Consider the following 16,585-nt stretch of genomic DNA (forward strand, 5'->3'; position numbering starts at 1 on the left):
CGCTTTACAGTTTATTAGTATAATCATTCAATTCATGCGGCAATTGTCCGAAAGTAGCCCCCTTAGGGTATTGTTTTTATGTTATTGGGGTCTGCAGGATTCGCTCACCACAAGCACTGTATTTCCGCATTTACGCTTGTTGCAAGAACGGCCGGATGTAGGTGCTGTTCGGTTGCTCACGGTTGAGCGTGGCGCCGAAGCGCAAGCTGATTTACCATTTAGCTTAGATTTTCCAGCGGAAAAGATTTCGCATGCTCCGCTTCGTTCTCGCTTGGGGCGTAATATTATAATCAACAAAATCGAGGATTTTTCTCGCTTTCCCAAAGAAATAATTCGTCACATTTCGGATTTTAAGCCTGATTTTATCATTGCTCGGGGCGCCCCAGCTGGGGCCCTTGCTTACTTGGTTTGGCAGAAAACCAAGCTGCCTTTCTACGTCGAATCGTTTGAGCCGCATGCTGATTACATGCGCGAATCCGGGGTGTGGCACACATACGACCCGCGTTACCTATTTCAACGGTATTGGGAGAAGCGCCAGAAGCAAGTGGCCCACGGCCTGATGCCCGTGGCCGAAAATTACCGCCGACAACTTCTGCGAGAGGGTGTGCCGGCGGGCCGCGTGGTCACGGTGCCTTGCTCGGTTAATGCGGAAGCTTTTGCGTATGACCCCGTGGCCGGACAACGCATTCGTCAGCAGCTTAAGTACGCTGCCCCTGAAACGATTGTGGGGATATACGTGGGCAAGTTTGGCGACATTTATTACGACGAAGAGGCCTTTGAGCTGTTCCGGGCAGCCGCTGACTATTTCGGACCCAATTTCCGCCTCATTATCCTCACCCCCCATTCAGAAGCGGAGGTGCGCCTGAAGCTTGCGGCTGTAGGATTAGGCGCCGACAAGGCTTTCGTGACCAAGGCTCCTCACGCAGAAGTGCCAAACTACTTGTCTGCTGCAAATTTTGCTTTCTCCCCTATTCGACCGGCGCCCTGCCGGTTGTTCTGCTCAGCCATCAAAATCGGTGAGTACTGGGCCAGTGGCCTTCCCGTTCTCGTGACGCCTGGGGTTGGTGACGATTCGGCCATTATCGCTGCGGAAGGCGGTGGGGCCGTATTCGACTTGAGCCAGTCCGGTAGCTTGGCCTCTGCCCTGGTTCGCCTCAGTTCGCTCATGGAAGAGCCCGCCTACCGTGAGCGGATTCATGAGTTGGCCGTGCGGTATCGTAACATAAACCGCGCACGGGAAGCTTATCATACGTTTTTCGATGAAAACGGACAAAATTTCCTTCATTAAGAAGTGTGCACTAATTGGGATTCATGCATTGACCAACATGGCATAACAGTGTCTCCGCCAGCAGGTGCGTGCCAGTTGTCCGTAGCGGTTGCGTAGTAAGACACCCTCATGATGCGGCCCACAGGCCGTTTTTATTTTGTCAACAAGCCGCCCTTTTCTGTCCATTGTTAGCCCGGTTTACAAGGCCGAAAGCCTAGTGGACCAGTTGGTGGACCGCATCCAGGCCAGTGCAGGACTTATTACTGAAGATTACGAAATTATTCTGGTCGATGACCGCGGGCCCGATGATGCTTGGGGCCGCATCCAAGCACGGGCCGCCCGCGACGTGCGGGTACGGGGTATCCGCCTTTCCCGAAATTTTGGGCAACACCGCGCCATTACCGCGGGTTTGGCAGATAGCACCGGCGAGTGGGTGGTGGTCATGGATTGTGACTTACAGGACCGCCCGGAGGAGATTCCCCGGCTATTGGCGCATGCTCGAACAGGGGAGTACGACTTAGTGTTCGCGCACCGGGTAAACCGCCAGGACACGTGGGTAAAGCGTACTTACTCGCGGGTTTTTTATGCCTGGCTCTCCTATCTCACCGAAACAAGCCAGGACCCCGCCATTGCCAATTTTGGAGTATATCACCGCAAGGTAATAGATGCCATACTGTCGATGCGCGAAAGCATTCGTTATTTTCCAACTATGGTGCGCTGGGTTGGCTTTCAGGCAGGTTCGTTGCCGGTGACACACGCTGAGCGGCCCGAGGGGGCCAGCAGCTATAGCTGCAAAAGCCTTTTTTACTTGGCGCTGGACATCATCTTGGCGTATTCCGATAAGCCCTTGCGAATAACGGTCAAATTGGGCCTCGTCATCTCGTTGGGGTCCTTCGTGCTGGTACTATGGACGCTCTGGCGTTTTGCAACCGGAAAAATCATTGTGTTGGGCTACACGAGTTTGGTGGTGTCCATCTGGTTTTTTTCGGGCCTGCTGCTCTCAGTGCTCGGCATTGTGGGCTTGTATTTGGGTAAAACGTTTGAAGAAGTAAAAGGCCGGCCCTTGTTTTTGGTGGACTGCAAGACAGAGCCAGCAAAGCATTAATGAGGGGACCGAAAATGTTCAACCAAATGGAGTTACCTCACGCAGATGCGCTGGTTAACACCTGGGAGCGGGTGCACTGGGACAGTGAGTTTCTCGGGTACGAGGTGTCGCGCCTACAGGCCATGGCCCTCCACGCCGACGAACTGCGCCGCGTGATGGCAAGCGCGCGAAAAGCCGGCCAGCGGTTGATGTACGTAGTGGCTGCGCCCGACGACGCGCTCAGTAACGCCAGCGCCCGTCAGGTCGGGGCATGGCTCGCCGACCGCAAGGTTACTTTCTGCACGGTCGTGCCGTTGGAAACGGCCGGGGAGCCACTAAGTCGGTTTGTTCGGTCCGCCACGCAATTGACCACTGCCTTGGAAAGCCTGGCCCTACAAAGCGGGGAGTTTTCGCGTTTTCGGCTCGACCCACGGTTTGAGCCAACGGTTTATGCTCGCTTGTATAGGCAATGGCTGCGTAACTCTTTAAACCACAGATTGGCTCAGGAGGTATTGATAGTCGAGTTTCCCAAAGCACCGATTCAGGGCCCCGCTCAAGAACTGGGACTGCTTACGCTTGGCGTGAAGCACCAGCGGGCCGCTATTGGGCTGCTAGCCGTTGACGAGCCGAGCCGAGGGCAAGGAATTGGGCAGCAGTTAGTAAAGGCTGCCAAGCAACGAACCGCTGCCTGGGGCTTACAGGAGTTGCAGGTGGTGACCCAATTGGACAACGCGCGCGCTTGCACCTTTTACCGGCGCTGTGGGTTTCAGGAAGCTGCCGTTGAGCACGTTTATCACCTCTGGCTGTAACCCCCCCTGACGCAGGCGGGCCTATCTTTGCCCCGAACTTTCCAAAGTTCCTGTCTTCTCCGCATATGCTGCCCAGCATTCCATTTAATAAACCGTACTTATCAGGTCTCGAACCCCGCTACATTGAGGAGGCTGTGCGGTCTGGCAAAATTTCTGGCGACGGCATGTTTACCCAGCGGTGTCACCGGTTCTTTGAGGAACAATTGGGTTTCAACAAAGTATTGCTCACCACCAGCTGCACGGACGCTCTCGAAATGGCTGCCTTGTTGCTGGACTTGCGGCCCGGCGACGAAGTCATTGTTCCGTCCTTCACCTTTGTGAGCACGCCCAACGCTTTTGTTCTCCGCGGAGCCAACATTGTGTTTGCCGACAGCACCGCCGTTAATCCCAACATCGACCCCGCTTGTTTGTCTGAGTTGGTGACGCCGCGTACTCGCGCCATTGTGCCGGTGCATTACGCCGGCATCGCCTGCGACATGGACGCCATCCAGGCCGTGGCCTCGCGCCATGGCCTGGCAGTAATAGAAGATGCTGCGCAGGCCATCGACAGCTTTTACAACAACCGGCCGTTGGGCACCATCGGCTCACTGGCGGCTTTCTCGTTTCACGAAACGAAAAATATCACTGCCGGTGAGGGCGGAATGTTGTCCATCAATGACGCCCGGTTTGCGCAGCGCGCCGAAGTCATCCGAGAGAAAGGCACCAATCGCTCGTCGTTCTTTCGGGGCGAGGTTGACAAGTACGGGTGGGTGGACGTGGGGTCCAGTTTCTTGCCTTCTGACATCATCGCGGCGTATCTGTATGCCCAACTAGAGCAGTTGACGAACATTCAGGCGCGCCGCAAAACCATTTGGCAGGCGTATTATGAAGCGTTTCGTTCGTTGGTTGCCCAGGGAGTCGGGCTGCCGGCGCTGCCCGCCTACGCCACCAACAATTGGCACCTGTTCTACCTCGTTTGCCGTACCCTTGCCGAGCGCACCGCGCTTATCGACCACCTGAAGGAGCGGCAGATACTCGCGGTGTTTCATTATTTACCGCTGCACAGCAGCCCCTACTACGCCGCCAAACACGACGGGCGCACCTTGCCTTGGGCGGACCATTATAGCAATTGCATTCTGCGACTACCGCTATACTACGAGCTCAATGCTGACTTGCAGTACCGAATAATTGACGGAGTATTAAGCTTTTATAAGAATCATTAAGTTGATGGCAAACATCCTTTTCATAGTTCCTTATCCTCACGGCCGCGCGCCCTCGCAACGTTTCCGCTTCGAACAATACTTGGACGAACTTATTAATCATGGGCATAGCTATAAAATTGCGCCCTTTCTTAACGAAGCTACATGGGCCATTCTCTACAAACCAGGGCAAACCGCACGCAAAGCCTGGGGGATTTTGGCAGGAATGTGGCATCGTTTTTTACTGTTGTTTGCCGCATCCAACTATGATTTTGTATTTATTCACCGCGAAGCGGCCCCCATCGGTCCACCTATTTTTGAGTGGATTATTGCCAAAGTGCTACTCAAGAAGATTATCTACGATTTTGACGATGCAATCTGGTTGGCTAATACTTCGGAAGCAAATAAATTAGCTGGTGGCCTTAAATGGCACCACAAAGTGGCTTCTATTTGTAAGTGGGCCCACAAAATCAGCTCAGGCAACGCATATTTGGCTGGCTACGCGCGGCAATTCAACCCACGGGCGGTGGTTAACCCTACCACAATTGACACGGAACGGTTACACAACCAGGTGCGCGACCAAACCGCTCCTGGCCGCCTCGTGATAGGTTGGACCGGCACACATTCCACCCTTAAGTATCTTGAACAAGTGGCGCCGGTGCTGGCCAAACTGGAAGCAGAAGGGTTGGAATTTGAATTTCGCGTTATTTCAAATCAGCCACCGACGCTGCCGCTTCGTTCGCTGGTGTTCTTGCCATGGCGTAAAGACACAGAAATTGCCGACCTGTTGGGTTTTCATGTGGGATTGATGCCCTTAGAGAATGACGCATGGGCTATGGGCAAATGCGCCTTTAAAGCTCTGCAATACATGGCATTGGGCATTCCCGCATTGGTTTCCCCCATAGGAATGAACACAGAAGTGGTGCAGCAAGGCATTAACGGATTTGTGTGCACAACTCTGGCCGACTGGGAAGCTGCTTTGCGGTTGCTACTTGATGAGGCCGGACTCCGCCAGCGCCTTGGGCAAGCTGCGCGCGCAACCGTTGAGCAACGGTATTCGGTGCAATCCAATACCGCAAATTTCCTTGGCCTTTTTCAATGAGAATAAGATAAGAGGCAATCAACTTAAGCAAGTTGAGGGCTCTTGGCAATTCGGGCTTGCGTTTGTCGTTGGGAAGAATTTGATTTTGTCAAGTTTCTTAAAATATAGAGGCCCCCCAGATAAAATGGAATTAGCGGAATTTTATAACGCACCAAGGTGCCAAAATTAGAACTAGTGATGCCCACAGAAGCCGCGAATACGAGGGCGAAGACAAAGCACAAGAGTAAAACGGGGTTCTGGCCAATGACGCCAAACGTACGAGTGACGCCGGTGCGCCAAAAAATGCGCAGAGTAAACAATAAAAAAAATGTGCTTTCCAATGCGGACAACAGCATCACAGGGTTGCGTGCTTCCCATAGGAAAGGCCGAAAAAGTGAGGTGCCAATGGCCTGCGGAGCCAGTTTGACCATACTTCCAATGCTGCCATCTAATTCACCGAGGGAGTACCCTGAGCCCTCCTGTAGCACACTTTGCTGGTAAAGGTAATCGGCGGTGATTTTGCTGCGCTCTCCTATTTTATCCACATCGTATTTATCGTCGCCCTTTGTAAGATTAGTTGCTGCATAAAAGGCCAGTACCCCTCCCAAAGACAGAAACAGTGGCCGAGCAATTAGGCGAAGTGTACTGTTTTTGATGCGGGCATTGGTTTCGTTGAATACCCATATGAGCGCTGCAGGTAAAAAGCAAAGCAGGATATATACTTTAATTGAAAATAGCGCATACGCAGCAATGAAGCCAATAAGGCCGCATTTAAGGATGGCTTGTCGTTGAATAGCACCCCGATACAGAGCGTAAAAAACCCACCCCAGTGCGCCCAAGCACAAAGAATCCTTTAGCAGGCCCGAGCCCCAAAAAAAGACCGACGGGATGTAAAATACTGTCCAGCCAAGCTCTTTGTATACGTGAGGTCTAATTTTGGCAAAGGTCATGAACATTGCCCACATGCCGCTGAAGCTGATAGTTGCAAAAAACAGCGCAATAACCGTATAATTGTTAAAACAGAATAAACCTAAAAAAGCAGTAACGCGCGAAACCAAGTATTCAGTAGAACCAGCCTGATGCCAAAACATGCTTGCAACAAATGGAGCAGTTTCGGGAACATTGTCGCCGCCATTGTCGAGCAGTAACTTCCAGCCAGTGGAAAAAGAACGGTCGAAGCCCGCATGAATAACTTTGGAGTGATAAAAATAGTTGAATGTATCACCTCCTTTATAGTAAAACTGATAAATAAGTCCCAGCCCAATAGCACCCACAAATTTGAGGGTAAGGGCTGGAATAAAGAATTGCTTGGTGAACCGGTTGGTGACGGCCGGACGAACCCAAAACGCTAGCCCGTATAGAATCAATAAATAGAAAGGAGCAAGAAAAAGGTCGGCTGTTTCCATAATGCGTCAGGCCTTGCCGTTTTTCTTCAGCCAGTCCTTGGCCTCCTTGTACTGCGCCGACTTGCGGTCGGCTTTGTCGGCCACCACGGCGTAGTAGCGCTTGGCTGCATTCAAATCCTTATCCTTCACGGCCAAACGCGCCAAGTTCATGTTGGCGAACAAATAAAAACCGCCGGAAGTGTCCCCGGTGCTCTCCGAAAATACAATGCACCGCTGGTAGTAGTCCTTGGCCTTTGCGATGTCGCGGTAGCGGTTCTGCATCAAATACCCCAGGAAGTAGCTGGCGTAGCGCCCGCTGATGCCTTCGTAGCCGGGCATGCCCTTGTTTATCTTGTCCAGGATGTCGCGGCTCACCCGCTCGCAGTCGGCAAACTCGCCTTGGTCGTAGGCCAGCAGGGCGTAAAAACGTTGAAAGTAGCCGTTGTCAGGGAAGGTAGTGGCCAGATATTTGGCCACGGGCATGGCTTCTTCGGCGTTGTTTTCCTCGTTTTTGAGGATGCGCATGAGAAATACCCGCGCTTCGGTAGCGGTGTAAAAGCCGTTGTTGGCCACGCTCCGGAGCTGCTGCATGCCGAGTTTTTTGTCGCCTTTGGGAAAAAACAGCAGCACGGGTTTGAGCAGGGGGTAGTTGTCGGGAATCCAGACGGCGTAGTAGTTAAACAGTGCTTGTCCGAATTGAAACTCCGGGCTTAGGCCGTTGGCTTCCTGGCTCTTCTTGAGGTAGTTGAGAGAGCGCCGGGCTCCCACGGTGGCCTTGCGCCAGTCGTGCCGCTCGGCGTGGAGGCGGGCATCAAACCCGTACGCTGCCGAGAGGAAGAAGCTAGCTTCGTAGTTGTTGTTGTCAGTATCGTAGAGCTTCTGGGCTTTGGTCACGGCCGTGTCCATGTATGCGAAGAAGGTCTTGTCGTACTGCATGGCCTGGAAGTTGGTCGGCATAATTTTCCACCACGTGCTCAGCCCCAGCAGAAAATAGGGCATGGGGTGGTTGGGGTACCGCCGCCGCAACGAGCGGAATTGCTTCTCGGCCCGGTCGTATTTGAAGTTGTAGATGTTGTGCACCGCTCCGTCCAGCTCCAGTTGGATGTCCTTGTCCAGCAGGAGCCAGCCCTTGGTGTCGATGGCCGACGGCAGCACGCCCACCGTGTCGAGGGCCACGGTGCCCATGGGGGGCGGGGTTCGGAATGTATCGGGGGTTTGAGCCCTGCCCAGCAACGGCATCAAGAGCAGCCCCCAGCAGATACAACACAGCGAACGCAACATAGATAGAAAGTCGAAGGCAGGCCCAACCCGTTTTTCAGCCACTGGTGAAAGATGGGCTGGGCAAACGGGCCTGCTAAAGTACGGACTTTGGCCTAGCTTTGGGCAGAATCCCCTTTCCTTATGCAACTGCTGCACGCCCTTTGCCGCGTGCCGGCCCCCGCCGGCAACGAAGTCGCTCTCACCCGGTTCGTACTCGACTACGTGCGCCAACACCAGGCCACTTGGGCGCACCAACCCCAGGTCATCGCCGACGAGCGGTTTCAGGACTGCTTGCTGCTGGTGTTCGGCCAGCCCCGTACGGCCGTATTTGCCCATTTGGACAGCATCGGGTTCACGGTGCGCTACGGCCGGCAACTGGTGCGCATCGGCGGGCCGCAGGCCGAAGCCGGCTACCGCCTGGTAGGGGAGGATTCGCAAGGACGGATAGATTGTACACTAACTATTGACGAGGAAACCGGCGAACTGGGCTACGCGTTCCACCGCGAAATTGAACGCGGCACGGAGCTGACGTTCTACTGCGATTTTCGCGAAACGGAAACCACCGTTCAAAGCTGTTACCTCGACAATCGCCTGGGCGTGTGGAATGCCCTGCGCCTGTGCGAAACGTTGGAGCACGGCGTGGTGGCGTTTTCCTGTTGGGAGGAGCACGGCGGCGGTTCGGTGGCCTACCTGGCCAATTACATCTACGAGGCGTACGGGGTGCGCCAAGCCCTGATTTCCGACATTACCTGGGTGACCGAAGGTGTGCACGCGGGCCAAGGCTGCGCCATCTCGCTGCGGGATTCCCTCATTCCGCGCCGTGCTTACGTCGACCGCATTCGGGCTGTTGCGGCGGCCTCGGGCATTCCTCACCAGTTGGAAGTAGAAGGCGGCGGAGGCTCCGATGCCAAAGAACTGCAGCGCGCCGCTGCTCCGTGGGACTGGTGCTTCGTGGGCGCGCCCGAAGACCACGTGCACTCGCCCAATGAGTTGGTCGACAAGCGGGACATTGCCGGCATGCTCGCGCTTTACCGGGTGCTGATGCGGGAGTTGTAGAATCAAGCTTTTACCTTTGTCGCTTATGAGTAATAGATTATCTGCAGTATCGACAAATGAAGAAAAAACCATTATTCCTCGGCCACTGAGCTATCAAGAACTAGACATACTGCACGCATTGCGAGGATTTTGCGCTTTTTACGTGGTTATCTACCACGCTAAGTATCTGTTGTGGTCCGGGGGAAATGAGTACCTGAGGGCAATTCCGAAGGCTACATGGGGCCTGCTGCAGTACGGTGCCTTCGTTTGCGACATGCTGAGCTCGGCCGGCTACGAAATGGTTATTTTCTTTTTTGTGCTATCAGGGTTTTTTATCCGGTATGCCCAGTTGAAAAAGCATCGTCCAACACTTCGTTTTTATCTAAATCGCGCCGTGCGCATCTACCCACCATACCTCGCTTCGTTGGTGCTAAGTGCGGCCGTGTTAATTTACGTAGCCTATGCGCACTCGAGAGTGCTGACTACGGCACCAGGGCGGGAGTTAAATGCCGGCTTGCTAAGTGCTTGGAACGAGTTGCGCCCATTCTCGCTCGAATCGGCACCGCGGGCGCTGGGTTTTTTAAGATTAGGCGACCAATTCTTTGGCTACAATAACGTGTACTGGTCGTTGTTGCCCGAAGCGCTTTTTTACTTATCGGTGCCGTTAGCTTTTTGGAAAGTTCGGTATTACTACGCCATTTCGGCGGCTTGCTATTTTTTCGGCATAGTGGCTCCCAGTGTTCAAACCGAAACCGGTTTTTTAGGGTCATTCGTATTTCTGTTTAATGGATATTTTGCCTTAGGCGTTGGGCTCTACGACATCGTTACCACCCGGCCCAAGTGGCTGGATGCCTTCCGCCGTGCCAACGGAATGCTCCTCACCTTCGGGCTAGGAGCGTTGTTCCTAGCACTGATTGGAGTGGCTGCATTGCATATACGGATGGTTTCTGGACCGTTAGCTTCGTTGCTGGCGGTGCTGGGTGCGTCGGTGTTGCTGGCTGGTCGGGTAAGCCGCCAGAACGCATTGGTTCGTTTGTTTCACGAAATAGGTATTTTTAGTTTCTCACTATACCTCTACCATTTTCCTCTATTAATACTGTGCTACGTCGGATTGGTAACTCTAACAGGTGACCTTATCAACTACCCTCGGTACTATTGGGTGGGTATTCCATTGGTAACCGCTGGATGTTATGCACTTTACTTGATAACCGAACGATTGGCGGTACGCTATTTCCGGGGGACCTGACGAAGAAAGTGGTATTACTGGCAATTTCCGCTATTTTGCGGGCCAGAAACCACATACTCTCTCTCTTTCAGTTCATTCCCGCTTTTTATGACCCCATATCTTTACGCCGTGCCCGCGTTGGGCATTTTCGCGTTACTCTACACGTGGCTGCGCGCTGGTTGGGTAACCAAGCAGGATGCGGGCGATGCGCGCATGACCACCATTGCCGGCTACATCGCCGACGGGGCCGTCGCCTTTCTCAAAGCCGAATACAAAGTGCTGGCCCTGTTTGGGGTGATTGCCGGAGCGTTTCTGTTTTACTTGGGTTCTACCAGCGGCAACTCCAGTCCTGTCATCGTCATCGCTTTTTTGATTGGCGCTGTGTTTTCGGCTTTGGCTGGTTTCATCGGGATGAAGATTGCCACCAAGGCCAACGTGCGCACCGCGCAGGCCGCCAAAACCAGTCTGAGTAAAGCGCTGAATGTGTCGTTTTCGGGCGGCTCGGTTATGGGGATGGGCGTGGCTGGCTTGGCCGTGCTGGGCCTGGGCTCGTTGTTTATTGTGTTCTATAAGATGTTTGTGCCCAGCGGCCTGGCCACCGGCCAGGAAATGGAAAAGGCCCTGGAGGTTCTCACCGGCTTCTCGCTGGGTGCCGAAAGCATTGCCCTGTTTGCCCGCGTGGGCGGCGGTATTTACACTAAGGCTGCCGACGTGGGCGCCGACCTCGTGGGCAAAGTAGAAGCCGGCATTCCCGAGGACGACCCCCGCAACCCCGCCACCATCGCCGACAACGTGGGCGACAACGTGGGCGACGTGGCCGGCATGGGCGCCGACTTGTTCGGCTCCTACGTGGCCACCATCCTGGCAACCATGGTGCTGGGCCGGGAAGTGGCCGTCACCAACGACCAGTTTGGCGGCTTGTCGCCCATTTTTCTGCCCATGGCCATTGCCGGCATGGGCATCATTGCCTCACTCATCGGCATCCTGTGCGTGCGGGTGAAAGAGGGTGGCAACGTGCAAGGCGCGCTTAACCTGGGCAACTACATTTCGGTGATTGTCTCGGCCGTGGCTTCGTACTTCCTCATCATGTGGATTTTGCCTTCGGGCACGTTCACCATTCGTGGCATTAGCTTCGATGCCCTGCACGTGTTCTACGCCGTCGTGGTAGGCCTGATTGTGGGCACGCTCATGAGCATCATCACTGAGTACTACACCGCCATGGGCAAGCGCCCGGTGAACAGCATTGTGCAGCAAAGCAGCACTGGCCACGCCACCACCGTCATCGGCGGCTTGGCCGTGGGCATGGAATCGACGGTGCTGCCCATCTTGGTGCTGGCCGCAGGCATTGTGCTGAGCTTCAAAGCGGCTGGCCTTTATGGGGTGGCTATCGCGGCGGCAGGCATGATGGCCACCACAGCCATGCAATTGGCCATTGACGCCTTCGGTCCCATTGCCGACAACGCCGGCGGCATTGCTGAAATGTGCGAATTGCCCAAGGAAGTGCGTGAGCGCACCGACATTCTGGATGCTGTGGGCAACACCACCGCCGCCACGGGCAAGGGCTTTGCCATTGCTTCGGCGGCGCTGACTTCGCTGGCGCTGTTTGCCGCCTTCATGGGCACGGCGCACATCGACACTATTGACATTTCGAATGCGGAAGTACTGGCCGGTCTTTTCGTGGGCGCCATGATTCCGTTCATATTCTCGGCCCTTGCCATTGCGGCGGTGGGCCGCGCGGCCATGGCCATGGTGCAGGAAGTGCGCCGCCAGTTCCGCGAGATTCCGGGCATTATGGAAGGCACGGGCCGGCCGGAGTACGAGAAATGCGTGGCCATTTCGACCCAGGCGGCCATTCGCGAAATGATTTTGCCCGGTGCCATTGCCTTGCTTACGCCCATCATCATCGGCTTCTTATTTGGGCCGAAAGTGCTGGGTGGTCTGCTGGCCGGCGTCACGGTGAGTGGTGTGCTGATGGCCATGTTCCAGAGCAACGCCGGTGGCGCCTGGGACAACGCCAAGAAGTCCTTCGAAAAAGGCGTAATGGTGAACGGCAAGATGGAATACAAAGGCTCGGACGCGCACAAGGCTTCGGTAACGGGCGATACCGTGGGCGACCCCTTCAAGGACACTTCCGGCCCCAGCATGAACATCCTCATCAAGCTGATGAGCATTGTGTCATTGGTGATTGCGCCCCACATCGCTGAAAAGAGCGGCGAGCGCGGCATGGCCCCGGCCAAGCTTGAGAACGAGCGCATCGAGCAGGTTAGCCGCCCGCATGTGCGCTACGCCAGCACGTTTGCTCCCAAAGCCTTGCGCGTGATTTACACGGCGCTCCAGGAAGTGAGGTAATCTGAACCACGGATTCATGCGGATTGGTCGGATTTCGCGGATTTTGTGGACGTTACCCGTTTCCTTGATTAGGTCCCGCATCTACTCTGCCGAAGCGTCACACTGTACGAACTTCAGCTTTACGAAATCCCATAAAAAAAGGCCGCCCCTTGGGGCGGCCTTTTTCTTACAAGTACACAACTTATGGCGTCCACAAAATCCGCGAAATCCGACCAATCCGCATGAATCCGTGGTTCAGACAGTAGCTTTGTGGCACATTCTCCTAGCACCGCATGGGTAACTCCCACATCACCATCCACAACAAAGCTTTCCGGCCGTATCTATCGGCTGCTCATCTGGATGAGGCCGTGGCCCGCCTCGCGACGCGTATCAGCGCCGACTACGCGGGGCGCCGGCCCCTGTTTGTGGTGGTGCTCACGGGCGGGTTCATGTTTGCTTCCGATTTGCTGAAACGGTACATCGGCGAGTGCGAAATCGTCTTTATCCGCGTGGCCTCGTATGAGGGCACGGCCAGCAGCGGCGTGGTGCAAGAAGTGCTGGGCCTGCGCGAAGACGTGCAGGGCCGGGACCTCATCATCATCGAAGACATCGTGGACACTGGCACCACCATGCACCACCTGCTGCCCACGCTGCAGGCCAAAGGCCCCGCCTCGGTGGAAATAGCCACGCTGTTCTTCAAGCCCGAAAGCCTGAAGCACCAGCTCGACCTGCGCTACGTGGCCCTGGAAATCCCCAACGACTTCGTGGTGGGCTACGGCCTCGACTACGACGGCTTGGGGCGCAACCTGCCCGACGTGTACGTGGCCGTATAACCGGCCTTTGTTACTGATTGATTAACTTGCCCAAACCCACCAACCCTTTCCCTCTCGCGCAACTCTCTCGTTCATGTTGAATATCGTGCTGTTCGGCCCGCCCGGTGCCGGCAAAGGAACCCAGAGCCAGAAACTCATCACCAAGTACAACCTTGTGCACCTGAGCACTGGCGATTTGCTGCGCGCCCAGATTACCCAAGGCACCGAACTCGGCCTCAAAGCCAAGAAGCTCATGGACGAAGGCCTGCTGGTGCCCGACGAGGTGGTGATTGGCATGATTGACCACGCCCTGCAAAGCAACAAAGCCACCGCCGGCGGCTTCATTTTCGACGGTTTCCCGCGCACCGTGCCCCAGGCCGAGCGCCTCGACCAGTTGATGCAGCAGCACGACAGCGGCATCAATTGCATGGTGGCCCTGGAGGTGGCCGAGGAAGAATTGGTGACCCGCCTGCTCGAGCGCGGCAAAACCAGCGGCCGCCCCGACGACCAGGACGAAAGCAAAATCCGCCGCCGCGTGACGGTGTATAACACCGAAACCGCCCAGGTGGCCGGCTACTACGCCGCCCAAAAGAAATTCCACGCCCTCAACGGCATCGGAGCCATCGACAGCATCTTCGAGCAGATTTGCGCCATCATCGACCAGCACAAGCCGGCCGTGCCCGAAAGCCCGGCGCAGGCCACAAGCGAGGTGAAGGCGTAACTTTACACTTTCAACACGACTGTTTTAACACGACTGTCATCCTGAGCGCAGCGAAGGACCTTATCACGGTTGCACGGTTTAGCGTTATTGCGAATCGTTCGACTAGCACAAGGTCCTTCGCTGCGCTCAGGATGACCGTTTTTAGCCTTAACTCCAATTCCTGTGGCTTCTAATAACTTCATCGACTACGTCAAACTCATCTGTCGCTCGGGCAAGGGCGGCGCGGGTTCGCACCATTTTTTCCGGGCCAAGGGCCTGCCCAACGGCGGCCCCGACGGCGGCGACGGCGGCCGCGGCGGCCACATCATCCTGGAGGGTAACTCCCAGCTTTGGACCCTGCTGCACCTGCAGTACCAGAAGCACGTGTTTGCCAAAGACGGCGAGGGCGGCGGCGAAAACCTGCGCAGCGGCGCGCAAGGCGAAGACATTGTGCTGCAAGTGCCCCTCGGCACGGTGGCCCGCGACGCCGAATCGGGCGAGCAGTTGCTGGAAATCACGGAGCACGGCCAGCGGCTCGTGCTTGTGCCCGGCGGCCGCGGCGGCTGGGGCAACGACCATTTCAAGAACTCCATCAACCAAGCCCCCCAATACGCCCAGCCCGGTGAGCCGGCCATCGAAGCCATCATCATCCTGGAGCTGAAGTTGCTGGCCGACGTGGGCCTCGTGGGCTTCCCCAACGCGGGCAAAAGCACGCTGCTGTCGGTGGTGTCGGCGGCCAAGCCCAAAATTGCCGACTACGCCTTCACCACGCTGGTGCCCAATTTGGGCGTGGTGGCCTATCGCGACTACAAATCTTTCGTGATGGCCGACATTCCCGGCATCATCGAGGGCGCGGCCGAGGGCAAGGGCCTGGGCACTCGCTTCCTGCGTCACATCGAGCGCAACTCCATGCTGCTCTTTATGATAAGCTGCGACAGCCCCGACATTGCGGCTGAGTACCAAGTGTTGGTGAACGAATTGGAGCAGTTCAACCCCGAGCTGCTGGATAAGAAGCGTCTCCTGGCCATCACCAAGTCCGACATGATTGACGAGGAGCTAGAGGCCGAGATACGGCAGACGCTGCCGGCGGACGTGCCGTCCATCTTCATTTCCAGCCTGACCAACAAGAACATCACGCCGCTGAAGGACATGATTTGGAAGGCGCTGGAGGAAACGCGTCGTGACGCGGCCCCGACCAAACGTCAAGGCCTCGGTGAAGAGGACCAAGAGGCCTGGCCCTCGTAAGCCATATGGGTAATTTTCGCTGAAGGATTTCGGCGCTCAAGGAACTGCCCGTACACCAAGTTCGGGTCTTCCTGCGTGTGATAGGCGAAATGCAGAACTAGCATACCCTCAGAGAACAGCAAGGAGCGAGGCACTGAAGCATCGCCCAGCATCTTTGGTTCGGCCCATTGCTGAGCCACTATTGCCACGGGAATTCGGGATGTAACCGACCAAGTGGCTTTGCCACCAGCAATTTGAGCCAGGTACCTAGAGTGTAGAACAACCTGTATGATTTCTCTGATGCTCGCCGAATCTGGTACGGCGATGATTTTCTCGTGTGGAGCATCACAGTCGTCGCCCATCGCGACACTGTCTCGGGTAAGTTTAACTTTCATGGCTTGGCTATTTGCCGGAGCAAGGTAGAAACACCGATTAGGAAACGTTGTGTCAAACTGTCACCCTAATGCCTTTGGCAGGTTCCTTGCGCCCGCCAAGTGACTAACCGGCTAACCCCGTGAAAAACCCTTTCCGACGAATCTTTCCCAAAATGGCTGACGAAACTAACCTGCCCCAGGACGACAACCTGACCGCTGAAACCGGCCACGTAGCTGGCGAAATGACCGATGTTGACGGTGGCAGCACCGACCCCAACATGACGGCAACCGGCGCACCCGGGGTCGAAGCCAACCGCACCGATGCCGAGTTGACTGACCTCAAGGACAAGTACCTGCGCTTGGCTGCCGAGTTTGAGAACTACAAGCGCCGCACCACCAAGGAGCGGATTGAACTGTTCAAAACTGCCAACCAGGAGCTGATGACGGCCTTGTTGCCCGTGCTCGACGACTTCGTGCGCGCCCGCAACGCCACCGCCGCCACCGAAGACGCTAACGCCGTGCGCGAAAGCATCGACATTATTCAGAACAAACTGAACAAAATGCTCCAGCAAAAGGGTTTGACCGCCATGGAAGCCAAGGGCGGCGACTTTGATGCTGAATTGCACGAAGCCATCACCCAGATTCCCGCGCCCAGCGACGACCTGAAAGGCAAAATTGTGGACGTGGTGGAGCAAGGCTATTATTTAGGCGACAAAGTAATTCGCCACGCTAAAGTGGTGCTTGGGCAGTAATTTCAAGGTTTGGATTCAGAACAATAAATAGAGGCGGTCATGCTGAGCGAAGTCGAAGCATCTCTCCCGAG

Annotated in this window: 14 protein-coding genes; 12 read left to right on the plus strand and 2 right to left on the minus strand. The window is 55.6% G+C overall.

Features of this window, described 5'->3' with window-relative positions; translation table 11 throughout:
- Positions 1–34 precede the first annotated feature (34 nt).
- The 5 genes from VF629_RS09765 (at position 35) to VF629_RS09785 (ending at position 5,440) form a co-directional block, all read left to right on the plus strand.
- Positions 35–1,288: a glycosyltransferase gene (locus tag VF629_RS09765; protein WP_331058290.1), complete on the plus strand. Its 1,254-nt coding sequence runs from the start codon at positions 35–37 to the stop codon at positions 1,286–1,288.
- A 136-nt stretch (positions 1,289–1,424) separates the two neighbouring features.
- The gene (locus VF629_RS09770) at positions 1,425–2,372 is read left to right on the plus strand and encodes a glycosyltransferase family 2 protein (protein ID WP_331058291.1); all 948 of its coding nucleotides are present in this window, start codon (positions 1,425–1,427) and stop codon (positions 2,370–2,372) included.
- A gap of 26 nt (positions 2,373–2,398) precedes the next feature.
- A complete protein-coding gene (locus VF629_RS09775; protein WP_331058292.1) occupies positions 2,399–3,160 on the plus strand; it encodes a GNAT family N-acetyltransferase in 762 nt (253 codons plus the stop codon).
- Between the two features lie 65 nt (positions 3,161–3,225).
- Positions 3,226–4,362 carry a dTDP-4-amino-4,6-dideoxygalactose transaminase gene (gene rffA / locus VF629_RS09780; RefSeq protein WP_331058293.1) on the plus strand — a complete coding sequence of 379 codons (1,137 nt, stop codon included), beginning with the start codon at positions 3,226–3,228 and terminating at the stop codon, positions 4,360–4,362.
- A gap of 4 nt (positions 4,363–4,366) precedes the next feature.
- Positions 4,367–5,440: a glycosyltransferase family 4 protein gene (locus VF629_RS09785; RefSeq protein ID WP_331058294.1), complete on the plus strand. Its 1,074-nt coding sequence runs from the start codon at positions 4,367–4,369 to the stop codon at positions 5,438–5,440.
- 23 nt (positions 5,441–5,463) lie between these two features.
- On the opposite strand, the gene VF629_RS09790 is transcribed toward VF629_RS09785, so the two are convergent.
- Complete coding sequence (locus tag VF629_RS09790) at positions 5,464–6,825, minus strand: hypothetical protein (protein WP_331058295.1); 1,362 nt, start codon at positions 6,823–6,825, stop codon at positions 5,464–5,466.
- 6 nt (positions 6,826–6,831) lie between these two features.
- Positions 6,832–7,989 (minus strand): tol-pal system protein YbgF, encoded by a 1,158-nt coding sequence (locus VF629_RS09795; protein ID WP_331058296.1) that lies wholly within the window; start codon positions 7,987–7,989, stop codon positions 6,832–6,834.
- A 216-nt stretch (positions 7,990–8,205) separates the two neighbouring features.
- On the opposite strand from VF629_RS09795, the gene VF629_RS09800 reads away from it, so the two are divergent.
- From VF629_RS09800 to VF629_RS09830, 7 genes are all read left to right on the plus strand, one after another.
- On the plus strand, positions 8,206–9,120 hold the full coding sequence (locus tag VF629_RS09800; protein ID WP_331058297.1) for a M20/M25/M40 family metallo-hydrolase: 915 nt from the start codon (positions 8,206–8,208) through the stop codon (positions 9,118–9,120).
- A 25-nt stretch (positions 9,121–9,145) separates the two neighbouring features.
- Entirely contained in the window at positions 9,146–10,345 is a 1,200-nt protein-coding gene (locus VF629_RS09805) for an acyltransferase (RefSeq protein WP_331058298.1), read from the plus strand.
- Positions 10,346–10,432: 87 nt separating this feature from the next.
- The gene (locus VF629_RS09810; RefSeq protein ID WP_331058299.1) at positions 10,433–12,673 is read left to right on the plus strand and encodes a sodium-translocating pyrophosphatase; all 2,241 of its coding nucleotides are present in this window, start codon (positions 10,433–10,435) and stop codon (positions 12,671–12,673) included.
- A gap of 272 nt (positions 12,674–12,945) precedes the next feature.
- Entirely contained in the window at positions 12,946–13,485 is a 540-nt protein-coding gene (locus VF629_RS09815) for a phosphoribosyltransferase (protein WP_331058300.1), read from the plus strand.
- 73 nt (positions 13,486–13,558) lie between these two features.
- On the plus strand, positions 13,559–14,185 hold the full coding sequence (locus VF629_RS09820; RefSeq protein ID WP_331058301.1) for an adenylate kinase: 627 nt from the start codon (positions 13,559–13,561) through the stop codon (positions 14,183–14,185).
- A 162-nt stretch (positions 14,186–14,347) separates the two neighbouring features.
- Entirely contained in the window at positions 14,348–15,409 is a 1,062-nt protein-coding gene (gene obgE, locus VF629_RS09825) for a GTPase ObgE (protein WP_331058302.1), read from the plus strand.
- Positions 15,410–15,935: 526 nt separating this feature from the next.
- Positions 15,936–16,514, plus strand: coding sequence for a nucleotide exchange factor GrpE (locus VF629_RS09830; protein ID WP_331058303.1), 579 nt, complete (start codon positions 15,936–15,938; stop codon positions 16,512–16,514).
- The last annotated feature ends 71 nt before the right edge of the window (positions 16,515–16,585 follow it).

The organism is Hymenobacter sp. (assembly GCF_036388155.1).
GTDB lineage: Bacteria > Bacteroidota > Bacteroidia > Cytophagales > Hymenobacteraceae > Hymenobacter.